We start from the raw sequence: 22429 nt of genomic DNA on the forward strand, positions 1-22429 counted from the left end.
CCCGAATACTAGGGCATGCAGGGCAGGAAAAGCAAGCACATTTCATCGCGTCAAGAACATAATGGGGCCCGGCGAGCAGGCTGCAGCGTGCGCATGCTCCCGCTTTTCTTTTCTACTGAGCCATGTCCGATTCTACCTTCCTGATGTACCTGCTGGCACTGGCCGGCGCCTTTTTATTGCCGGGCCCCGACATGGCGCTGGTGCTGGCGACGGGCGCCGCGCGCGGCGTGGCCACGGCGCTGGTGACGGCACTGGGTATCGCCGGCGCGCGCGCCGTGCACGTGGCGCTGTCGGGCGCGGGCCTGGCGGCGCTGATGGTCACGCATCCGCAAGCCTTGCAGTGGGTCAAATGGGCGGGCGCCGCCTACCTGCTGTACCTGGCGCTGCGCCTGCTGCAGTCAGCCCTGTCGGCCAAAACAACGGAGGAAAAAGCCGCCCCCGCCACGGCGCACAGCGCCCGTGCCAGCCTGGTGCGCGGCTTCCTGACGAATCTGCTCAATCCGAAGGCACTGCTGTTTTGCAGCATGTTCCTGCCGCAATTCGTCATGGGCAGCGACAGCGTGGGCCTGCAATACCTGCGCCTGGGCGCCATCCTGGTATTGGTGGGATTGCTGTTCGACGCCATCTACGCCGTGCTGGCCGCGCGCCTGGCGCGCCGCCTGCGCGGCAAACCCTCGCCTTACGGCAAGTTCGTGCTGCCCACCGTCTTCGTCTTGCTGGCGGGACGGCTGGTGCTGGGCTGAACTTTCAGCGGAACCGGCAGCTGAACCGGCGCCCCGCCGGCAAAGAAGGCGGGGTAATCGTTCAGCAGGCTGCGCTCGAGGTCGTTGACCTTGCGAAATTGCCGCAGCGCCGGCGCCATGGCCCGCCCCGCATCCCAGCTGCGCCAGGCGTTCGGCGCATCGAACTGCGCCAGCAAGGCGTCGCCCAGGTCCTGGTACACGGCCGCCATCTGCGGTTTTGCCTGCAGCACTTGCAGATACAAGGCCGTCGCTTGCGGCCATTGCCCCAGCTTGGCGCGCAAATTCCCCTCGAACAAGGCCAGCACGGGCTGCGCCATCCCCGTTTGCGTCCTTAACTCTTGCACGGTGGCCAGCGCGGCCACGATACCCTGCTGGTCCTTGGCCAGCAATCCCCGCGTCAAATCATGGATGGGCTGGCATTCCTGCATGGCCTGCTGCTGCCGGGGCGTGAGCTTTTCCACCAGCGCGCCTGTGGAAAAATGGTCTTCCAGCATGGTCAAGAAAGCCTCGAAGGGCTGGTCGGTGGCAAACAGTTTTTCCGCTTCGGCCCGCAGCGCAGGGTGTGCCTGAGGCGCCTGGGGTCCCGGCGGCGGTAACAGCGCCGCCTGCGCCAGCACGCGCTCGAGCGGGGGCGCATCGGCCGCCAGCGGACGGGGCCGGTAGGCGGACAAGGTATAGGTGGCCGGTGCGCCCGCCGTCATGGCGCTGATGCGGAACTGCCGCGTCACCGCGCCGCCCACCTCCTGGTAGTGCAAGGTGAAGTCGGCGGGAATGCGCTTGCCGTCGGCCAGCATCTTCAGCACCAGCGGGTGGCCGCCCCAGGTGTAGCGCAGGTACTGGGCAAAGGCCGTCGCGTCGTCGCCGCTGACGGGGCTGCCCGCGATGCCCAGGCGCAGCAGGGGCAGCCCGTCGAGCGACCACAGCACGGCGCCGTCGAGCACTTGCGGCTGCAGAGCGCCGCGCCGCTTGTTGTCCAGCACCGACAAAGACTGCTCCTCATACACGCGAGGCGTTGCGTGCTGCTCCAGGCCGCCCGCCTTCAGCATGCCGCCAAGCCCCTGCCGGTGGCGCAGCTCGGCGGCGCGAAAGCCCGCCACGTCAAACAGCGAATACGTGTCGTAGGTGGACGCCGCCGTATCGATGACGTGGCGGCGGCGCGTGGCAAAGTCGAGCACGGACAAGCGCTTGCCATCGCGTACGCTCAGGTAATGCGGTCCCAGCACGACATCGCTGTCCTGCGTCTCGCGCGCGGGCAGGCTGGTTTTCACGCCGGGCTGGTTGACGCGCTCGGTAACCACCGTGATGTGGAACGCGACGCTGGCCTGGGCCGCGCTGGCGCCCAGGAAAAGGATGGCGGCCACGCTGGCGCGGCGCAAGGCGGGAACAAGGGTCATGGAGATGATGCAGTGGAGAAATGCTGATTCTAAGGCAAATCCGGCGATCTCCTTGTTTTGCTGGCAAGCATAAAAAAAGACAGCCGCAGCTGTCTTTTCTGTTTTACTTCAACAACGATTACGACATGTGCTGGCCGCCGTTGATCGAAATATTCGCGCCCGTGACGAACGCCGCTTCATCGGAAGCCAGGTAGGCGACCAGGCCGGCCACTTCTTCCGGCTTGCCCAGGCGCGCCATCGGAATTTGCGGGATGATTTTGCTGTCGAGCACTTCCTGCGGAATCGCCATGACCATCTTGGTGCCGATGTAGCCTGGCGAAATGGTGTTGACGGTGACGTTCTTGCGCGCCACTTCCAGCGCCAGCGACTTGGTGAAGCCATGCATGCCCGCTTTCGCGGCCGCATAGTTGGTCTGGCCGAAAGCGCCCTTCTGGCCGTTCACGGACGAGATATTGATGATGCGGCCCCAGCCGCGTTCCACCATGCCGTCGCAGACGGGCTTGGTCATGTTGAAGACGGAATCGAGGTTGGTGCTCATCACGGCATCCCAGTTCGTCTTGTCCATCTTCTTGAACGTCATGTCGCGCGTGATGCCGGCGTTATTCACCAGCACGTCGACAGGACCGATTTCCGCTTCCACTGCCGCCACGCAGGCAGCGGCCGAATCGTAGTCGGCCACGTCGCACGGATATGCCTTGAAGTCGTAGCCCATGTCCTTGGTCGTCGCCAGCCATTCCTCGACCTTCGGATTGCCTGGGGAATATGTGGTCACCACGCGATAGCCGAGCGCCGCCAGCTTGAAACACACCGCTTCGCCCAGACCACCCATGCCACCAGTTACCAATGCAACTCTTGCCATTTTCATCCCCTCAGTGTCGTTCTATTGCCAAAAAGTTAATTATTTAGTGAAAGCAACCCAGTTCCGCCGAGAATTACAGCGGCGTACCGCCGCGAACCCCGCCGTCACGCACTGCGCGCGACGGCGGGATTCGGTGCCAGCTACTTAATCGCGCTCGATCGCTAAAGCGACACCCATGCCGCCACCGATGCACAGCGCTGCCAGGCCTTTCTTGGCGTCGCGGCGTATCATTTCGTGGATCAGGGTGACCAGGATGCGCGCGCCCGAGGCGCCGATCGGGTGGCCGATGGCGATCGCGCCTCCGTTCACGTTGATCTTGCTGGTATCCCAGCCCATTTCCTTGTTCACGGCAATCGCTTGCGCGGCAAACGCTTCGTTGATTTCCATCAGGTCCAGCTCTTCATGCGTCCAGCCGGCTTTTTTCAGGCACAGACGCGAGGCAGAGACGGGGCCCATGCCCATGACGGCCGGGTCCAGGCCCGACGAGGCGTAAGCCTTGATGCGCGCCAGCGGCTTCAAGCCCAGTTCCTTCGCTTGCGAAGCGGACATCATGATCACGGCGGCGGCGCCGTCGTTCAGGCCCGATGCATTGCCGGCCGTGACGGTGCCGTCCTTGGCGAACGCAGGGCGCAGGCCGGCCAGCGATTCCAGGGTCGAACCGGGCTTGATGTATTCGTCGCTGTCGAAGACGACCGTGCCTTTTTTGTTGGCGATTTCCAGCGGCAAGATTTCATCCTTGAACTTGCCCGCCTTTTGCGCCGCTTCCGCCTTCAGCTGCGACTGCAGCGCGAATTCATCCTGCTCGGCGCGCGTCACTTCGTATTTCTTGGCGACGTTTTCCGCCGTGATGCCCATGTGGTACTGGTTGTACACGTCCCACAGACCATCGACGATCATGGTGTCGATCATCTTGAAGTCGCCCATGCGGAAACCGTCGCGCGAACCGTTCATCGCGTGCGGCGAGGCGCTCATGTTTTCCTGGCCGCCGGCGATGATGATGTTGGCGTCGCCGCACTTGATCGCTTGCGCCGCCAGGTGCGTGGCCTTCAGGCCGCTGCCGCAGACCTTGTTGATGGTGAATGCCGGGATGGAGCTGGGCAGGCCAGCCTTGATGACGGCCTGGCGCGCGGCGTTCTGGCCGACGGCGGCCGTCAGCACCTGGCCCAGGATGGCTTCGCCGATCAGGTTCGGGTCGATGCCGGTTTGTGCCAGCAAGCCCTTGATTACATGCGCGCCCAGTTCGGACGCAGGAATCTTGGCCAGACTGCCACCGAATTTGCCGACTGCGGTACGGCCGGCGGCCACGATTACGACATCATCCATTTATTTCTCCGATATGCTGGCCACGAGGGCCAAGGTCAAGGTGCTAATAGAATCCAATTGGAATCCAGTGAATCCGGGAAGACGCAGCAAGCTGCGTTTTATTCTAGCGCGGCATGCGCCGCAGTTCCAGCGCCGCACCACTGGCGGCGGCGATGACAGCCTGCTTGCGGTGGCGGCTGGCAACCTGGCGCGGCGGATAGCCGCTGCCGGGCCGCAAAACGCTTAGGCCTGGCGAGCAGGACGCGTGTTTTTATTTTTATCATACCCTTCATCGGCACCGCCGAAAGTGGTTTTTAGAAAATTATTGAAGGGAATAATCAGGGGCACGGGTGTTTGCTTTACCACCTGCAACAGCTCGCCAAATTTTTGACGCGATGCAGCAAACTCACCCTTTGTCACGGTATCGAATTTCTCCTGGGTTTCTTGAGCAACATCCTTTGCCTGGCGGCCATATGCACCGATGCGTTCGATGGCCAGTTGCGATTGGGTGCGCGACAGTTGCAGCAGCGCTTGCGTATCCTTCACGGACAGCAGCTGATTGCCCGCCACCGTAGCGGCAGCCAGCGCCGCGCGGGCCGCATCGAGCTGCAACTCCAGCACGTTGGCGCCGCTGTCGACGGCGGCCTGGGCATACGCTTGCGCGCTGATCAATTGCGCTTCCACCACGGCCTTGCCAGCCAATGCCCATTGTTCGGAAAATGAAAACATGTCGTTCCTCCCCAAAGAGTAGGCAGCGCCATGTTGCGCCGCACAGTGCTCAACTGTAAGCGGTGGTTCATTGCTGAACCTTGATATTTATCAAGCTTTGCTGTTGGTTTGTTTCCACCTCAACGTTGATCAAGACAACAACTTGATACCATCGAGCGTAGCCGCGCACTGCTCGCGTATCACGCTGACGAAATCGCGCACATAGGCCTTGTCCTGCAACGGCTCCGGCACGGACACGTACAAATCGCTCCACAAGCCATGCTCGCCCACCGGGCGCGCCACCACATAATCGTAATCGACGTAATTCTTGATGGCCCAGTTCGGCAAGGCGGCGATGCCGCGCCGGCTCGCCACCAGTTGCAGCACGGCCACCGTCAATTCGGCCGTGCGGCGTTCAAACTGGATGCCGGCCGGCCGCAGCACTTCACGGATCAGGTCGATGCGCTCTTCCGGCACGGGATAGGTAATCAAAGTCTCGCCCGTAAAGTCGCTCGCCGCAAGGCGGCGCTGGGCCTGCAGCCGGTGCTTCTGCGCCATCACCACCAGCATTTCAAAGCGGAACAGGGGAAACACGGTGAAATCGGGGCCGTACGGCGAGCCGATCACGAGGTCCGCCTCGCCCGAACGCAGCAAGTCCGCCGGTTCGCTGTGAAAGCCGGAGACAAGATCGATTTCCACTTCCGGCCAGCGCTGGCGGAACGCATCCATCACGGGCATGAGCCAGTCGAAACAGGTATGGCATTCGAGCGCCACGCGCAGCTGCCCCTTGTCGCCCTGCGACAAACGCGCCACGTCGCGCTCGGCCAGCTCGATCTCGGGCAGCAGCTTGTCGGCCAGCTCCAGCAGCCGGCTGCCCGTGGCCGTGAAGGCGATCGGCATCGACTTGCGCTCGAACAAGGGCGCCTTGTAGCGCTCTTCCAGCAAACGGATCTGGTGCGACAGGGCCGACTGGGTCAGGTTGAGCAGCTGCGCGGCGCGCACCAGGCTGCCGGAGGAACGCAGGGCACTCAAGGTGCGCAGGTGGCGAATTTCTAGCATCGGGAAATTGGAGGATATACGTGAATGATTTTCATGTTATTCGGCAAAATGTTTCGTTTTGATTATAGACCAAGTTGCCGCACACTCTAGCGCATTCACATTAAATCTCGATGACATCATGACCATTCGTACGCACATCCTTGGCTTTCCCCGTATCGGCGCCGCGCGCGAACTGACACTGGCGCTGGAAAGCCACTGGCGCGGCGAGCTGTCCGAGGCGGCGCTGGAAGCGACGGGCCAGCAATTGCGCGCGCGCCACTGGGCCGTGCAAAGGGACGCGGGCCTGGCCTACGTCACCGTGGGCGACTTCGCCTTCTACGACCACGTGGCCAGCCATATCCAGCTGCTGGGCTGCGAGCCGGCGCGTTTTGATTTCGGCGCGGAACAATCGCCGCTGTCGCGCTATGTCACGATGGCGCGCGGCGGTGCAAGCCAAGCGGAGCATGCCGGCTGCCGCCACGGCCATGCGCTGGAAGTGAGCAAGTGGTTTGACACCAATTACCATTACCTGGTGCCCGAATTGTCGCCGCACACCCAATTTTCGCTGGCGTGCGAGCGCCTGCTGGCGGAAGTGGCCGAGGCGCAGGCGCTCGGCCACCAGGTCAAGGCGGCCCTGATCGGCCCCCTCACCTTCCTGTGGCTGGGCAAGGAAAAGACACCGGGCTTCGAGCGCCTGGCGCTGCTGGAACAATTGCTGCCCGTCTACGGCGCCCTGCTCGACCGGTTGAAACAGCAGGGCGTGGCGTGGGTGCAGCTCGAGGAACCGATCCTGGGCCTGGACTTGCCCCATGCCTGGCGCAGCGCCTTCGAGAGTGCCTACTGGCAGCTGAACCAGGTCGGGGTGAACATCCTGCTGGCCACGTATTTCTCGCCGCTGGAAGAAAACCTCAGCCTGACATGCCGCCTGCCCGTGGCCGGCCTGCACGTGGACGGCATCCGCGCGCCGCATGAATTGGTCAGTGTCACGGACTGGCTGCCCGCGCATAAAGTCTTGTCGATCGGTATAGTCGATGGCCGCAATATCTGGCGCACCGACCTCGATGCGGCCCTGGCCGTGCTGCAGCCGCTGGCCGCCAAGCGCAAGGGGCACCTGTGGCTGGCACCGTCGTGCTCGCTGCTGCACGTGCCGTTCAGCCTGGAAGCGGAGACGGACCTCGATGGCGACATCAAGAGCTGGCTGGCGTTTGCCACGGAAAAACTCACGGAAATTGCGTTGCTGAAAGACGCACTGGAAGGCCATCCCGACGATACCGCGCTGGCGAGGTCCCGCCGGGCCATCGCCAGCCGCCGCGCCAGCCCCCGCGTGCACCGTGCGCCGGTCGCGCAGCGCCTGCAGACGCTGTCGCCCACCATCGACCGCCGCGATTCCGGCTTCCCGTTGCGCCAGGCCGCGCAGCATGCACGCCTGCGCCTGCCCGACTTCCCGACGACGACCATTGGCGCCTTCCCGCAGACGCCGGCCATCCGCGCCGAAATCGCCCACGCCGTGGGCCGCCAGGAAGCGCTGGGCCTGGACGTGCTCGTGCATGGCGAAGCGGAACGCAATGACATGGTCGACTACTTCGGCGAGCAGCTGGACGGCTTCGTGTTGACCCGTCACGGCTGGGTGCAATCGTGCGGCTCGCGCTGCGTCAAGCCGCCCATCATCTACGGCGACGTGCAGCGTCCGGCCCCCATGACGGTCGCATGGACGGTCCATGCGCAAAGCCTGACGAGCAAACCGATGAAGGGCATGCTGACGGGCCCGGTGACGCTCTTGCAATGGTCGTTCGTGCGCGACGACCAGCCGCGCGCCGCCACGGCGCTGCAGCTGGCCCTGGCCATCCGCGACGAAGTGCAGGACCTGGAAACGGCCGGCATCGGCATCATCCAGATCGACGAGCCGGCCATCCGCGAAGGCTTGCCGCTGCGCCGCGGCCAGCGGGACGCCTATCTGGACTGGGCCACGCGCGCCTTCCGCATCGCCGCGTCCGTCGTCAGCGACACGACGCAGATCCATACCCACATATGCTATGCCGAGTTCAACGACATCCTGCCGCAGATCGCCGCCATGGATGCCGACGTCATCACGATAGAGACGAGCCGCTCGGACATGGAACCGCTGACGGGCTCAGGCCAGTTCCAATACTCGAACGAAATCGGCCCCGGCGTGTACGGCATCCACTCGCCGCGCATCCCCACCACCGTCGACATGGTGACATTACGGCAAAAAGCCAGCGGCTTGAAGACGCGTGGCTGGCTGGAAACGGAAACAGCGTTGCGTCATATGGTCGAGGCGGCACGGCAGATGCGCGCAGCGTAATCGGTCATGGCGCCTGAGGGCGCATGGGCGGCGGCTTTCGGGGCGGCGCACCGGTTTTCCGGGGCGCCGCCCGTTTTTTTTGACATGAAGTAGGTATTGCTCTGCGGAATAGCATGCGCCAGGCCCCTGACGCTGATTTTTTTGCAGTAGAATGCAAGAAATTTACTGCTCCCATTGTTGCCGTACGGAACATCTGGCCTGCCGCAGTTTCACTTTGATAAATGTTTATGTCCAAAAGCCCGTCGCAGAAGCCTATCGAAATCAAGATTTCCACCGTCGTTGCTGTCTCCGCCATCCTGCATAGCGCCGATACGCAGGCACTCGATGCCGCCTTGCGCGACATGACGGGAGGCGTGGCGGACTTTTTCGAGGACGACCTGGCCGTGCTGGACGTGGCGGCCTTACCGCCCGGCAGCGTGCCCATCGACTGGGCCGCCCTCGTGGCCCTGCTGAAAAAATACCGTTTGAATGCCGTGGCCGTGCGCAATGCGCCGGCCGACATGCATGACGCCATCCTGGCGCAAGGCTTGAGCCTCGACAGCGGCAAGACGCGCGACGATGCGCCGCCCAAGGATGGTCCCAAGGATACACCCACGGCGGCGGCCCAGTCGGGCGCCGACGCCCAGGTGATGGTGATCGACACGCCCGTGCGGGCCGGCCAGCGCATCTATGCGCGCGGCTGCGACCTGATCATCACCGCCGTCGTCAACAATGGCGCCGAAATCATCGCCGACGGCAGCATCCACGTGTATTCCTCGCTGTACGGCCGCGCGCTGGCCGGCGCCTCGGGCAATCCCCAGGCGCGCATCTTCGCGCTGGCCATGGAACCGGAACTGGTCTCGATCGCGGGCGTGTACCGCACGTTCGAGGATGGTTTCCCCGCAGAAATGGCGCGCGGACCCGCGCAAATTCGTTTGGCTGGAGACAGAATCGATATACACTCTGTCAATCCGGTCACTCCCGTGAACCGCTCTTAAGCTGCACAATTCAAGAGATATCTGAAAAGGATTATTTGTGGCAAGAATTATTGTTGTGACGTCCGGCAAGGGCGGTGTCGGCAAGACGACCTCTAGCGCCAGTTTTTCCACTGGCCTGGCCATGCGCGGCCACAAGACAGCCGTGCTCGATTTCGACGTGGGCCTGCGTAACCTCGACCTGATCATGGGTTGCGAGCGCCGCGTCGTGTATGACTTGATCAATGTGATCAATAAAGAAGCAACCCTGAACCAGGCCCTGATCAAGGACAAGCACTGCGACAACCTGTTCATCCTGCCCGCCTCGCAGACGCGCGACAAGGATGCCTTGTCGGAAGAAGGCGTGGAGCGCGTGTTGAACGACCTGATCAACATGGGTTTCGAGTTCATCATCTGCGATTCGCCGGCCGGCATCGAGCATGGCGCGCTGATGGCGCTGACGTTCGCCGACGAAGCCATCATCGTCACCAACCCGGAAGTGTCGTCGGTGCGCGATTCGGACCGCATCCTCGGCATCCTGCAAGCCAAGTCGCGCCGTGCGCAGACGGGCGGCGAGCCGGTCAAGGAACATTTGCTGATCACCCGCTACTCGCCGAAACGCGTGGAATCGGATGAAATGCTGTCCTACCAGGACGTGCAGGAAATCCTGCGCATCCCGCTGGTGGGCATCATCCCGGAATCGGAGCAAGTGCTGGCCGCCTCGAACCAGGGCAATCCGGCCATCCATTTCACGGGCACGGACGTGGCGCAAGCCTATGAAGACGTGGTCTCGCGTTTCCTCGGCGAAGAGGTCGAGTTGCGCTTTACCAACTATGAAAAGCCTGGATTACTCCAGCGCATTTTTGGGGCGAAGTGATATGGCCTTGCTTTCTTTCCTCTTCCCCCCCAAGCCGAAGACGGCCACCGCGGCCAAGGAACGCCTGCAGATCATCATCGCCCGCGAACGCAGCGGACGCGATGGTCCGGACTTCCTGCCCGCCCTGCACAAGGAATTGATCGCTGTCATTTCCAAGTACACGAAGGTGAATGCCGACGACATCAAGATCTCGCTGGACCGCCAGGGCAACCTGGAAGTGCTCGACGTCAACGTGGTGCTGCCGGACGCGTAAGGTTTACTCCGGCCTGACCATGAGCAATTCCTGCGCCACCGCGGCGCAGGCGTTCACGTGCTGGTTGCCGATCTGGCGGAACACGGCGTAGCCGATGGCTGCCGCCACCGCCTGGCCGGCGAACGGCACGAAGCGCGCCACCTGCTTGGTGGCAATCTTGACGCCACTGCGCTTGAGCAGGTGGAGGATCAGTTCGCGCGACACCAGCTTTCCTACCAGCATGCCTCCCATGCCCACCGCCGCGCGGTAGGCCATCATCTTGAACTGCGGGTTCAGGCGCTCGATCTGCTCGGGCGTCAGGCCGAATTCGTGGTTGATATCGTTGATCAACATGGAAAACAGACCCACGTCGGACATCAGGTCGATGCCGGGAATGGGAATGGCCGAAGCGCCCGCCGACATCATGGCGCGCCGCTGCACCAGGCGCCGGCAACGCTCGCGCACTTGCTCGATTTCGGCACGACTGGCCGGTATCAGTGTCCAATCGGTAGTGCTCTTGTCTGGCATGGCCGCTTCTCCGCTAGTAGGGGTAGATGAACAAGTGTAACGTAAAGGATCTGCCCTCCGATTTCACTGGACACAGTTGCAATCTCTGTTATATTTCACTTGAGCATTCCTTAACATTACGATAAGCAGAGCAGGCCGTCTGTTTGTTGCTACACACTCCAGCCAATTATGCGAATTGCCGTACTCGATAGCGACCATAGCCAGGCAGAACTGATATGCCAGGTGCTCACCGCCGCCGGCCACGCTTGCCACGAGTTTCAGAGTGGCAAGGAAATGCTGGGGCAGCTGCGCAAGGACAGTTGCGACATGCTCATCCTCGACTGGCATGTGAGCGATCTGGACGGTGCGGAAGTCTTGCGCCGTGCCCGGGAAAAACTGGCGCCGAAGGCGCCCGTGTTGTTTATGACCAACAGTTCCGGCGAAGACGACGTGGTGGCGGGCATGACGGCAGGCGCCGACGACTACATGATCAAGCCCCTGCGGCGCAGCGAACTGACCTTGCGCACCCAGGCGCTGCTGCGCGTGGCGTACCCGGCCCAGAATGGCGCCGAGTACTTGCAATTTGGTCATTACACGTTCGAAACCCGTCCCGGCCGCCTGTTGCGCGATGGCGAAGTGCTGGATGTGACGCACAAGGAATTCGCCCTGGCGCTGCTGTTTTTCCGCAACCTGGGCCGTCCCCTGTCGCGCGCCTACATCCACGAAGCCGTGTGGCAGCGCGACACGGCCCTGCCCTCGCGCACCATGGATACCCACGTCTCGCGCGTGCGCAACAAGCTGCAGCTGAAACCGGAACACGGCTACCGGCTCGTGCCCGTCTACAGTTATGGTTATCGACTGGAAAAACTGGGCGGCTGAACGGCGGCAAACGGCTGACCTGCTCAAAGCGCGGGCACAAAGCGTTATAATGTCGCCATAAGTCATCCAACAGCCCTGAAATGCAACTGCTCGCCGTCGGTCTCAACCATACCACCGCCCCAGTGTCGCTCCGCGAACAGCTGGCGTTTGCGCCTGAGCACTTGGGCCAGGCGGTGATGGCGGCGCGCACCTGGTTCCAGCGCATCGACTTGCGCGACAACGACGAAGCGGCCATCCTGTCGACCTGCAACCGCACCGAGCTGTATGCGGCCAGCCATGTGCCCAATCCGCTCGACGCCGGTGCGCATTTCCTGGCCGACTACCACCAGCTCAACTACAGCGAGCTGCGCCCCCACTTGTATATGCTGCCGCAGCACGATGCCGTGCGCCACACCTTCCGCGTCGCCTCCGGGCTCGATTCGATGGTGCTGGGCGAAACGCAGATTCTGGGGCAGATCAAGGACGCCATCCGCACGGCCGACGAGGCGGGCGGCCTGGGCACGTATCTGCACCAGTTGTTCCAGCGCAGCTTTTCGGTGGCCAAGGAAGTGCGCAGCAGCACGGAAATCGGCGCCCACAGCGTATCCATGGCGGCCGCCGCCGTGCGCCTGTCGCAGCGTATCTTCGACAAGATCGCCGAGCAGAACGTGCTGTTCATCGGCGCCGGCGAAATGATCGAATTGTGCGCCACGCACTTTGCCGCGCAAAACCCGAAAAGCATCACCATTGCCAACCGCACCATGGAACGGGGCGAGGAACTCGCGCACCGTTTCAACGGCAAGGCGATCCGCCTGGCGGATTTGCCCGAGCAGCTGCACCAGTTCGACATCGTCATCTCGTGCACGGCATCGTCCTTGCCGCTGCTGGGCCTGGGCCTGGTCGAGCGCGCCATCAAGGCGCGCCGCCACAAGCCCATGTTCATGGTCGACCTGGCCGTGCCGCGCGACATCGAAGCGGAAGTGGGCCGTTTGAACGACGTCTTCCTGTACACGGTCGACGACCTGGGCAAGGTCGTGCAGACGGGCCTGGAAAGCCGGCAGGCGGCCGTGGCGCAAGCCGAAGCCATCATCGAGACGCGCGTGCAATCGTTCATGAGCTGGGTCGACGACCGCGCCATGGTGCCCGTCATCCAGCATCTGCATGAAAACAGCGAAACCTTGCGCCTGCTGGAAGTGGAACGGGCGCGCAAGATGCTGGCCAAGGGCGCCGACATCGACGCCGTGCTCGAAGCGCTGTCGAAAGGCTTGACGGCCAAGTTCCTGCACGGCCCGCAGCAAGCGCTGCACCATGCGCAAGGCGACGAGCGCAAGCAGCTGGTCACCCTGCTGCCGAAACTGTTCCGCCCCCGCCGTTAGCGCAGCCCCGCTGGCCGCCCGCGCGCGGCTACCCCTGCCCGCCTGCCGGGCTTGCATCATCCCTACACTCTTTTACCGCGAATCGCTATGAAACCATCCATGCTGGCCAAACTCGATCAACTGGCGAACCGCCTGGTCGAACTCGACGAACTGCTGATGCATCCGGACGCCACGTCGAACATGGACAGCTACCGCAAGATGACGCGCGAGCACGCCGAACTGGGCCCGCTGGTGGCCCTGTACCGCTCCTACCAGGAAGCGGGCAACGACATCGCCACGGCGCAAGAGATGCTGGCGGACCCGGACATGAAGGAATTCGCCCAGGAAGAGATCGAGGCGGCCAAGGCCACCATGGCGCGGCTCGAGCGCGAACTGCAAACCATGCTGCTGCCGAAGGACGTCAACGATGAGCGCAATATCTTCCTGGAAATTCGCGCCGGCACGGGCGGCGATGAATCGGCCCTGTTCGCCGGCGACCTGCTGCGCATGTACACGCGCTTTGCCGAGCGCAACCGCTGGCAGGTGGAACTGGTGTCCTCGTCCGATTCCGACCTGGGCGGCTACCGCGAGGTGATCGTGCGCGTGGTCGGCAATGGCGCGTATTCGAAGCTGAAATTCGAGTCGGGCGGCCACCGCGTGCAGCGCGTGCCGGCCACGGAAACGCAGGGCCGCATCCACACCTCGGCCTGCACGGTGGCCGTGATGCCGGAAGCCGATGAAGTGGAGGACGTCAACATCAACCCGGCCGACCTGCGCATCGACACCTACCGCGCCTCGGGCGCGGGCGGACAGCACATCAACAAGACGGATTCGGCCGTGCGCATCACCCACTTACCGACCGGCATCGTCGTCGAGTGCCAGGATGACCGCAGCCAGCACAAGAACAAGGCGCAGGCGATGAAAGTGCTGGCGGCGCGCATCAAGGACGTGCAATTGCGCGAGCAGCAGTCGAAGGAAGCGGCCACGCGCAAGAGCCTGATCGGCTCGGGCGACCGCAGCGAGCGCATCCGCACCTATAATTTCCCGCAAGGCCGCCTGACGGATCACCGCATCAATCTGACCTTGTACAAGCTCGACTTCATCATGGACGGGGATTTGACGGAGCTGACGAATGCGCTGGCGGCGGAGCATCAGGCAGAGTTGCTGGCGGCGCTGGGCGACTAAACGCTGGCTCCGTTGTGTCGGCTTACGCTGCGCTAAGCCGACCTACGCCGACCTACGCCAACCTACGCCGCAATTTGTAGGTCGGCTTGGCGCGCAGCGCGTAAGCCGACAGCTTTAAGTAGCGGCTAAGCAATAAAAATCGGCCCTTGTGCGAAAATGACCAGCTCGATTCCATCCACCTCACCGTGTCGCCCATGAAAAATTCACGCACCGTCCTCCTGTTGACCGCCGCCCTGTGTTTCCTGATGCTGGGCGTGGCCATGTATTTGCAGCATGCCATGAACATGGCGCCGTGCCCGCTGTGCGTGATCCAGCGCTACCTGTTCCTCGCCATCGGCATCGCCTGCCTGGCGGGCGCCGCAGCCAACCGTCCGAAGATCGGCGCCGGCGTCGGCTTGCTGGCGGCCTTGGGCGGCATGGGCGTGGGCGCCAAGCATTTGTACGTGCTGGCCAATCCCGGCTTCTCGTGCGGCATCGATCCGGTGGAAACGGCGCTGAACAAGGTCTTCACGGCCGAACTCATGCCCTTCATGTTCGAATCGTATGGCGCTTGCGAAAACGCCGGCGAGCCGTTTTTCGGCCTGTCGATTCCGCAATGGGCATTCATCTGGTTCGCCATCTTCGCCATCACCATGTTGTGGACATTGCTGCGCCGCAAACAATAATCAATTATCTATGCCAGAAACACTGATCCCCGCCGGCAGCACTGTCGGCGCCCTGCAAATCCGTCCGCTGCTCGATCCGCTCGACAACCGCATCCTGCTCGGTCACGCGCTGGGCCTGTCGCGCGTCAGCTTGATCACGCAATCGGAGCGTGTGCTCACTCCCGATGAGGCCGAACGTTTATCGGGCTTGCTGGCGCGCCGTCTGCAAGGCGAACCGATCGCCTACATCGTCGGCCAGCGTGAATTCTTCGGCTTGCCGTTCGAAGTGAACGAGGCCGTGCTGATTCCCCGCCCCGACACGGAAGTGCTGGTGGAACTGGCGCTCGAGCGCCTGCCGCCCGGCGGACGGGTGCTCGACATGGGCACGGGCAGCGGCGCCATCGCCGTCGCGCTGGCGCATACGCGGCCTGACGCCGTCGTCACGGCCCTGGACGTGAGCAGCACGGCGCTGGCCGTGGCGCGCCGCAACGCCAGCGCCAACGGCGTCAACATCACCTTCATGGCCAGCGACTGGTTCGAAGCGCTGGGCACGGAAAAGTTCGACCTGATCGTCTCCAATCCCCCCTATATCGCCAGCGGCGACCGCCACCTGGCCGAAGGCGATTTGCGCTTCGAGCCGGCGGGCGCGCTGACCGACCATGCCGATGGCCTGTCGGCCCTGCGCACCATCGTTGCCGGTGCCGCGCGCCACCTGGCGTCGGGCGCCTGGCTGCTGATGGAACACGGCTACGACCAGGCGGCATCCGTGCGCGAGCTGCTGGCCGCTGCCGGCTATAACAAGGTGCAAAGCTGGCGCGACCTGGCCGGCATCGAACGGGTCAGCGGCGCCCGCCTGGGCTGACCGTTGCCACCTGCGCAAAGCTTGACCGGGCGGCGCGCCAGATCCCCCCGCAGTTTGTTAAAATATCAAGCGAATTCCTGACCGAAGCGCCGTCCCCGTTGCCCGGGGCGGACGCTGGCGACGCGGCGTTTTTTGGGCCGGCGCCGACGCATTTGCCAAAATTCGGTTAATCTCAGCACAAATTATTTATATGCTGCACAAGAAAGGAAGCTCAAATTGCCCAACCTGTTGACTCGCCGCCTGGCATTGCTGACCGAAGATGCCAACCGCGCGCTGCTGGGCGGCTTGCGCGGCATCGAGCGCGAAACCCTGCGCGTCGACCAAGCCGGCCATCTGGCTTCCACGCCCCACCCCGCCGCCCTGGGCTCGGCGCTGACGCACCCTGAAATCACCACCGACTACGCCGAAGCGCTGCTCGAATTCATCACCCCGGCCGAAGCCGACATCGCCGTCACGCTCGACAAGCTCGATACCGTGCACCGCCACGCCTACAGCCGCCTCGGCGACGAGTTGCTGTGGAGCCAGTCGATGCCGTGCCAGCTGCCGCCCGAGGAGGACATCGAGATCGCCAACTACGGCAGCTCGAACATGGGCATGCTCAAGCATGTCTACCGGCGCGGCCTGGCATTGCGCTACGGCAAGGCCATGCAATGCATCGCCGGCATCCATTACAACTATTCGCTCGACGAGCAGCTGTGGCAAGTGCTGGCCAGCCATCCGGACACCAGCGCCAGCCCCACGCACGCAGCCGCCACGCCAAAAGACGTACAGTCGGAAAGCTACCTGGCGACGATCCGCAATTTCCGCCGCTACAGCTGGCTGTTGATGTACCTGTTCGGCGCCTCGCCGGCCCTGTCCGCCGGCTTCCTGCGCGGCCGCGCACACAAGCTCGACACCTTGTCCGACGACACCCTGTTCCTGCCGTACGCGACCAGCCTGCGCATGAGCGACCTCGGCTACCAGAACGACGCCCAGTCCGGCCTGCGCCCGCACGAAAACAGCCTCGATGATTACGTCAACGCGCTCACGCACGCCGTCAACGACCCGTATCCGCCGTACGAAACGCTGGGCACGAAGAAGGATGGCGAGTGGATCCAATTGTCCACCAACGTGCTGCAGATCGAAAATGAATACTATTCGACCATCCGTCCGAAGCGCGTGATCCGCACGGGCGAGCGCCCCATCCAGGCCCTGTGCCTGCGCGGCGTGCAATACATCGAAGTGCGCTGCATGGATGTCGATCCGTTCGAACCGGTGGGCATCAGCCTGGAAACGGGCCGCTTCCTCGACGCGTTTTTGCTGTTCTGCGCGCTCGACGACAGCGCGCCGATTTCTGCCGAGCAAAGCGCGTGCTACACGAACAATTTCGCCCGCACCGTCAAGGAAGGCCGCAAGCCGGGCCTGAGCCTGCGCCGCGATGGCGAAGACATTACCCTGCAAGCCTGGGGCGAGGAATTGCTGGCGCGTATTGCGCCCGTGGCGGCCCTGCTCGATGCGCGCCAGGGCGGCACGCAGCACGCGCACAGCCTGGCCGCGCAAGCCCGTAAGCTGGCCGACCCGGACACGACGCCATCGGCCAAGGTCTTGGCCGCGCTGCGCGCCAACGGCGGCTCATTCGCCGCCTTCGGCCTGCAGCAAAGCGAACGCCATGCGGCGTTTTTCCGCGCGCAGCCGCCCACCCCCGAGCAAAGCGCGTATTTCGACGAGATGGCCGCCAGCTCGCTGGCCGAGCAGCGCGCCATGGAAGCAGCGCCGGCCGGCAGCTTCGACGACTTCGTCGCCGCCTACCGCGCCAGCACCCTGTGTTCGCACACCTGATCCTGCCTGACTTTTTGCCTGGCACCCCATGCTGACCTTCTACAATGAATTGCACGGCCAGCACCGGGGCCGCTTCGAGATGTTTCGCGGCACCATGGTGCCCTGCTTCGAGACACCGGAGCGGGCCGACATGGTGGTGGCCGAGCTGGGGCGGCGCAACCTGGGCCGCATCGTCACGCCGCACGGCGTGCCGCTGACCTCCTTGGAGCGCATCCACACGCCCCGCTACCTGCATTTTTTACGCCACGCCTGGCACGACTGGCTGGCGCTCGACCCCGACAACGGGGGCAAGGATGCCTTGCCGTCCGTGTGGCCCGTGCGCACCTTGCGCAGCGATATCGAACCGGACGACTTCACGGCCAAGCTGGGCCTGTATTCGATGGACAACGGCACGCCGCTGACGGCCGGCACCTGGACGGCGGCCAAGACGGGCGCCGACTGCGCCGTCAATGCGGCGCACGCATTGCGCCTGGGCGAACGGGCCACGTTCGCCCTGACGCGCCCGCCGGGCCACCATGCGGGCAGCGATTTCTTTGGCGGCTACTGTTTTCTGAACAACGCGGCCCTGGCCGCGCAGCACCTGCTCGACGATGGCGCACGCAAGGTCGCCATCCTCGACATCGATTACCACCACGGCAACGGCACGCAGAGCATTTTTTATGCGCGCGACGACGTGCTGTTCGCCTCGATCCACGCCGACCCGCGCAACGAATATCCGTTTTACCTGGGTCACGCCGACGAAACGGGCAGCGGCGCGGGGCTCGGCTACAACGTCAATCTGCCGCTGCCGGCCGGCACGTCCACGGCCAGCTGGTTCGCCGCGCTGGAAACGGCTTGCCTGCGCATCAATATGTATGCGCCCGACGCGCTGGTGGTGTCGCTCGGTGTGGACACCTTCGTGGGCGACCCGCTGTCGCATTTCTCCCTGCAAAGCGGCGACTACCTGCGCGTGGGCGAACGCCTGGCGCATTTGAACCTGCCCACCGCCTTCATCCTCGAAGGCGGCTATGCGGTCAAGGAAATCGGCATCAATGTGGTGAACGTGCTGGAAGGTTTTGAGACGGCGGAGTAACTAGCGGAGCTAGTGGGGTCAGACCCTCAACACCGCTAACGTCAAGCTCAGTGCCAACACAAACGGGGGTCTGACCCCGGCTTTACATATTCCGGAACAAACTCATGAACGGCTGGCTCACGGCCAGGGTTTCCGGCCGCGTTTTCAGGCGCAGGGCGCCGCGTCCCACCTCGTCGCGCGTCACCGACGCCACCATCTTCATGTTGACGATGGTGGAGCGGTGGATCTGTTTGAAAATGGCCGGGTCGAGCACGTCGAGCAGTTCGCGGATCGGCTTGCGCAGCAGCGCCTCGCCGTCGGCCGTCATGACGGCCGTGTACTTGGTGTCGGACTGAAAATAGGCGATGTCTTCCACCATGATCAGACGCGTATCCTTGCCGCTGCTGGCCGTCAGCCACACCAGCGGCGGCGACTTGGCCGGCGCCGGCAAGGCGCTGCTCAATTGCTGCAGCAGGCCGGCCAGCGCGCCGTCGCCCGCCCGGGCCTTGCCGGCCCGTGCCCGCACGCGCTGCAGGGTCGCCTGCAGGCGCTCGCGGGCGACCGGTTTCAACAAATAATCGACGGCGCCCTTGTCGAAGGCGTCGATCGCGTACTGGTCGTAAGCCGTGACGAACACCACCTGCGTGGCGGGACTCGCTTCGAGCGCGCCGGCCGCCACTTCCAGCCCCGTCAGGCCCGGCATGCGGATATCGAGGAAGGCGACGTCGGGCTTGCGCGTGGCGATGGCCTCGAGCGCCGTGCCGCCGTCGTCGCAGGCGGCGACGATGCGCAGTGCCGGCCACTCTTCGGCCAGCAGGGCCACGAGCGCATCGCGCAGCAGGGTTTCGTCTTCGGCGATGACGCAGGTCATTTCAGGCGGATGCATACGACACTCCTTGCGCCGTGCTGTCCGGCACCGTGATGGTGGCCGTCACGCCGTCGGGGAAGTTGGCGACGATGGCAAACGCGGCGGCATTGCCGTAGGTCAGGCGCAGGCGCTCGCGCACATTGCGCAAGCCGATGCCCGTGCCGGCGCCGTCGTCGCTGAAGCCCTTGCCGTCGTCGGCCACCGTGACGATCACCGTGCCATTGCCGCTGCGCGCCATGATCCAGATGGTGCCGCCGCCGCTTTTCGGCTCCAGGCCATGCTTGATGGCGTTTTCCACCAGGGTTTGCAGCATCATCGGCGGCAGCTCCACCTGGCGCAGGTATTGCGGTACCTCGATCTGCAGGTTCAGACGCTCGCCCATGCGGATTTTCAGGATGTCGAGGTAGGCGCGCGCCCGTTCCAGCTCCGTGCCCAGGGTCGACATGGCTTGCTCCGTGCGCGGCAGCGAGTGGCGCAGGTACAGGATCAGGTTGCCCAGCATCGCGTCGGCGCGCACGGGGTCGCTGCGCGTGAGCAGCTGCGCGCTGGCCAGCGTGTTGTACAGGAAGTGCGGCTCCACCTGCGCATGCAGCAGGCTCAGTTTGGCCACCGTCAGTTCCTTTTCCGTCACCGTCTGGCGCGCCTCGGCCTGCTCGCCGCGGCGGCGCTGCGCCACCCGGCGCGTGATGGCCCGCGTCACCGCCTCCGCGTTTTCCAGGTTGCTGCCATGGTCGACGAGGAACCAGTCGGTCCACGCATTGCGCGCCGGCTCGCAGATCAGGGTCACGCTGCCCGCCTCGCCATTCGGCGTGACGGTGGCGAGGATCTGATTCGGCCGCGGCTCGAGGAAACCCAGCACGCGCATGCGGGGCAAGCCCGTGTGCGTATACGGCGCCGCGCGGCGCACGCGGGCCTGCACCTGCAGGCTGTCGCGCGCGCTTTCGACCACTTCGCTGCCCGGCAGTTCGCGGATGGCCGCGTCGACCATGTCGAACGCCTCGCCCGCCTCGAACGGGATCTCGATCTGGCGCCGCTGGCGGCTCGACAGGGTGGCGGCATTGACGGCGCCGGCGATCAGGCGCACACGGCGCACGTGCGAAAACGCATTCGTGACGACGGTGCAGGCCAGCAAGGCGCCGATGATGACAAAGAAGCCTTCCGTATTCCCAAAGAGATAGCGCAGAAAGTTCTCGACCAGGATCGCCGTGGCGATGATGTACGTGAGCATCGCGGCCAGGGTGAGGCGCAGGATAAAGAAAAGGCTGGTCATGATTTTTCCTTGGGTATTGAAGTGAGGCCAGCATAATCATCGGCCCCGGCAGCGGTGGCCATTATGCGATGGAAGCCCGGTAGTGGCGACAAAGGCATCAAAATAAAGGTTCAAGACACCTGACCAAACCTGCTGCGCGTCGGTATAGGTGGCCTGCGATGCTCAGCGTACTCAAAGTACGGTTCCGCGTCTCGACCACCTCTCCCTTCCGCTCGCAACGGTTTGGTCAGGTGTCGTGACTTCATGAATAAAATCGCTTGCAATTAAATAGTGCGCGATATATATTGCACACATGGACGCCGGAATTGCTTCTTCAGACGGGCATCCTGGGGCCACGGCCCGCGAAACAAGTAGCACACTATTTAGTAGTCACCTATTTATCTACCTAAAGGAAACCATCATGTCGATCAAACAAGTCCTGTACCGCGCGCAAGCCACCGCCACCGGAGGCCGCGAAGGCCGTGCCGTGTCATCCGACAATGTGCTGGACGTCAAGCTGACGACGCCAAAAGAACTGGGCGGCAATGGCGCCGTCGGCACCAATCCGGAACAACTGTTCGCCGCCGGCTACTCGGCCTGCTTCATCGGCGCCATGAAATTCGTCGGCGGCCGCGACAAGATCGCCGTGCCGGCGGACCTGTCGATCGAAGGCAACGTCGGCATCGGCGCCATCGAGACGGGCTTCGGCATCGAAGTGGAACTGAAAATCTCGCTGCCGGGCATGGACCGCGCCGCCGCCGAAGCGCTGGTCGCCGCCGCCCACATCGTGTGCCCATACTCGAACGCCACGCGCGGCAACATCGACGTCACGCTGACGATCGTGTAATCGGACGGCAACACCCGTCATCCGCCCCCCTCCCCGGCCGCGCAAAGCTGCCGGGGATTTTTTTGGCGTGCCAACGCCGGCTGCCTGGATGCAAGACCAACTTGGTCAAATGGAATTTTTACGCCGGCGCAGTCGTGTCAAGTACATGAGCGCCAAGCCCGCAGGCAACATCAGCGCGACCGCTGGTTCGGGGACTGGCGCTGGCGAAATGCTAAAGCTCGTCTGGTCGGACCAATTATATTGATTTAACCACGCTAAGTTCGAGGGTACATTGCCTCCGCCGGTGTGGAAAAAACTGCCGATATCGGCGCGGCTATACCACCAGTAGATACCAAATTCGTCAGCACCGTTCGTGGCGACGGTATAATCAAGATTACCCGTCAGTGCATAATTGAAATTCTCCACTTGGCACCTCAAATAGGGAGTGCCGCATCCGCCAAAGTCCGGTTCTGCCTTGTCAGACAAGAACGTGATGCCCTGAGATTCAAAATAGCTAAGTTCATCAGATGCAATAACACCGTCCAGATTACGGTCTTCCCCGGTGAAACTCCCAGTGAACTTCACCTGCGGATCGAACAAGCCGGTAGCCGCATCGACAAAACCTTGATAAACAAAACTCCACGTCGTCGCTTCGGCATGGGCCGAAGAAATCCCGGCGACAAATAGGACGGCGCATAACAGCTTCTTTTTCATAGCTTCCTCGTATTTTTGCAGAACATTTTCAAGGGAATTCAGGCCGGTGCCCAAATTACAAGT

General features: G+C 63.2%; 22 protein-coding genes. 13 read left to right on the plus strand and 9 right to left on the minus strand.

Features of this window, described 5'->3' with window-relative positions:
* The first annotated feature begins 122 nt into the window (after window positions 1-122).
* Window positions 123-743 (plus strand): LysE family translocator, encoded by a 621-nt coding sequence (locus tag IGS60_RS10655; protein WP_230504240.1) that lies wholly within the window; start codon window positions 123-125, stop codon window positions 741-743.
* On the opposite strand, the gene IGS60_RS10660 is transcribed toward IGS60_RS10655, so the two are convergent.
* From IGS60_RS10660 to IGS60_RS10680, 5 genes are all read right to left on the minus strand, one after another.
* Window positions 680-2137, minus strand: coding sequence for a hypothetical protein (locus IGS60_RS10660; protein WP_230504242.1), 1458 nt, complete (start codon window positions 2135-2137; stop codon window positions 680-682). The two genes, IGS60_RS10655 and IGS60_RS10660, sit on opposite strands and share 64 nt — an antisense overlap.
* Before the next feature lie 118 nt (window positions 2138-2255).
* Entirely contained in the window at window positions 2256-2996 is a 741-nt protein-coding gene (gene phbB / locus IGS60_RS10665; RefSeq protein ID WP_070219113.1) for an acetoacetyl-CoA reductase, read from the minus strand.
* A 144-nt stretch (window positions 2997-3140) separates the two neighbouring features.
* A complete protein-coding gene (locus IGS60_RS10670; RefSeq protein WP_034783723.1) occupies window positions 3141-4319 on the minus strand; it encodes an acetyl-CoA C-acetyltransferase in 1179 nt (392 codons plus the stop codon).
* A 222-nt stretch (window positions 4320-4541) separates the two neighbouring features.
* Window positions 4542-5027 carry a phasin family protein gene (locus IGS60_RS10675; protein ID WP_230504244.1) on the minus strand — a complete coding sequence of 162 codons (486 nt, stop codon included), beginning with the start codon at window positions 5025-5027 and terminating at the stop codon, window positions 4542-4544.
* Window positions 5028-5156: 129 nt separating this feature from the next.
* Window positions 5157-6065, minus strand: coding sequence for a LysR family transcriptional regulator (locus tag IGS60_RS10680; protein WP_099408112.1), 909 nt, complete (start codon window positions 6063-6065; stop codon window positions 5157-5159).
* Window positions 6066-6183: 118 nt separating this feature from the next.
* Between IGS60_RS10680 and IGS60_RS10685 the strand changes: the two genes are divergently transcribed.
* From IGS60_RS10685 to minE, 4 genes are all read left to right on the plus strand, one after another.
* The gene (locus tag IGS60_RS10685) at window positions 6184-8367 is read left to right on the plus strand and encodes a 5-methyltetrahydropteroyltriglutamate--homocysteine S-methyltransferase (protein ID WP_230504246.1); all 2184 of its coding nucleotides are present in this window, start codon (window positions 6184-6186) and stop codon (window positions 8365-8367) included.
* A 227-nt stretch (window positions 8368-8594) separates the two neighbouring features.
* Window positions 8595-9344, plus strand: a complete 750-nt coding sequence (gene minC, locus IGS60_RS10690; protein ID WP_070289408.1) for a septum site-determining protein MinC — start codon at window positions 8595-8597, stop codon at window positions 9342-9344.
* Window positions 9345-9381: 37 nt separating this feature from the next.
* Window positions 9382-10197 (plus strand): septum site-determining protein MinD, encoded by an 816-nt coding sequence (gene minD / locus IGS60_RS10695; protein WP_034752889.1) that lies wholly within the window; start codon window positions 9382-9384, stop codon window positions 10195-10197.
* Between the two features lies 1 nt (window position 10198).
* Window positions 10199-10450 carry a cell division topological specificity factor MinE gene (gene minE / locus IGS60_RS10700; protein WP_034752886.1) on the plus strand — a complete coding sequence of 84 codons (252 nt, stop codon included), beginning with the start codon at window positions 10199-10201 and terminating at the stop codon, window positions 10448-10450.
* A gap of 3 nt (window positions 10451-10453) precedes the next feature.
* On the opposite strand, the gene IGS60_RS10705 is transcribed toward minE, so the two are convergent.
* The gene (locus IGS60_RS10705) at window positions 10454-10957 is read right to left on the minus strand and encodes a hypothetical protein (RefSeq protein ID WP_070218997.1); all 504 of its coding nucleotides are present in this window, start codon (window positions 10955-10957) and stop codon (window positions 10454-10456) included.
* A gap of 168 nt (window positions 10958-11125) precedes the next feature.
* On the opposite strand from IGS60_RS10705, the gene IGS60_RS10710 reads away from it, so the two are divergent.
* The 7 genes from IGS60_RS10710 to IGS60_RS10740 all read left to right on the plus strand — a co-directional run bounded on the left by IGS60_RS10710 (window position 11126) and on the right by IGS60_RS10740 (window position 18730).
* Window positions 11126-11815, plus strand: coding sequence for a response regulator transcription factor (locus IGS60_RS10710; protein ID WP_046681910.1), 690 nt, complete (start codon window positions 11126-11128; stop codon window positions 11813-11815).
* 80 nt (window positions 11816-11895) lie between these two features.
* Window positions 11896-13170: a glutamyl-tRNA reductase gene (gene hemA / locus IGS60_RS10715; protein ID WP_070313089.1), complete on the plus strand. Its 1275-nt coding sequence runs from the start codon at window positions 11896-11898 to the stop codon at window positions 13168-13170.
* Window positions 13171-13257: 87 nt separating this feature from the next.
* Window positions 13258-14334: a peptide chain release factor 1 gene (gene prfA / locus IGS60_RS10720; protein ID WP_070289405.1), complete on the plus strand. Its 1077-nt coding sequence runs from the start codon at window positions 13258-13260 to the stop codon at window positions 14332-14334.
* A 146-nt stretch (window positions 14335-14480) separates the two neighbouring features.
* Window positions 14481-14999 carry a disulfide bond formation protein B gene (locus IGS60_RS10725; protein ID WP_306798479.1) on the plus strand — a complete coding sequence of 173 codons (519 nt, stop codon included), beginning with the start codon at window positions 14481-14483 and terminating at the stop codon, window positions 14997-14999.
* 10 nt (window positions 15000-15009) lie between these two features.
* Window positions 15010-15840: a peptide chain release factor N(5)-glutamine methyltransferase gene (gene prmC / locus IGS60_RS10730; protein ID WP_230504248.1), complete on the plus strand. Its 831-nt coding sequence runs from the start codon at window positions 15010-15012 to the stop codon at window positions 15838-15840.
* A gap of 216 nt (window positions 15841-16056) precedes the next feature.
* Window positions 16057-17658 (plus strand): glutamate--cysteine ligase, encoded by a 1602-nt coding sequence (gene gshA, locus IGS60_RS10735; protein ID WP_230504250.1) that lies wholly within the window; start codon window positions 16057-16059, stop codon window positions 17656-17658.
* 28 nt (window positions 17659-17686) lie between these two features.
* Window positions 17687-18730 (plus strand): histone deacetylase family protein, encoded by a 1044-nt coding sequence (locus IGS60_RS10740; protein WP_230504252.1) that lies wholly within the window; start codon window positions 17687-17689, stop codon window positions 18728-18730.
* Window positions 18731-18812: 82 nt separating this feature from the next.
* Here IGS60_RS10740 and IGS60_RS10745 read toward each other — a convergent pair whose 3' ends face one another.
* Both IGS60_RS10745 and IGS60_RS10750 read right to left on the minus strand, forming a co-directional pair.
* Window positions 18813-19595: a LytTR family DNA-binding domain-containing protein gene (locus IGS60_RS10745; protein ID WP_230504254.1), complete on the minus strand. Its 783-nt coding sequence runs from the start codon at window positions 19593-19595 to the stop codon at window positions 18813-18815.
* Window positions 19582-20847 (minus strand): histidine kinase, encoded by a 1266-nt coding sequence (locus tag IGS60_RS10750; protein WP_070218991.1) that lies wholly within the window; start codon window positions 20845-20847, stop codon window positions 19582-19584. The genes IGS60_RS10745 and IGS60_RS10750 overlap by 14 nt, the downstream gene beginning before the upstream one ends.
* A gap of 400 nt (window positions 20848-21247) precedes the next feature.
* Here IGS60_RS10750 and IGS60_RS10755 point away from each other — a divergent pair, with 400 nt between their 5' ends.
* Window positions 21248-21673 (plus strand): organic hydroperoxide resistance protein, encoded by a 426-nt coding sequence (locus tag IGS60_RS10755; protein WP_070289401.1) that lies wholly within the window; start codon window positions 21248-21250, stop codon window positions 21671-21673.
* Window positions 21674-21778: 105 nt separating this feature from the next.
* On the opposite strand, the gene IGS60_RS10760 is transcribed toward IGS60_RS10755, so the two are convergent.
* Window positions 21779-22366, minus strand: a complete 588-nt coding sequence (locus tag IGS60_RS10760; protein WP_230504256.1) for a PEP-CTERM sorting domain-containing protein — start codon at window positions 22364-22366, stop codon at window positions 21779-21781.
* Window positions 22367-22429: the final 63 nt, after the last annotated feature.

Source organism: Janthinobacterium sp. FW305-128 (genome assembly GCF_020858135.1).
Lineage (GTDB): Bacteria > Pseudomonadota > Gammaproteobacteria > Burkholderiales > Burkholderiaceae_D > Janthinobacterium.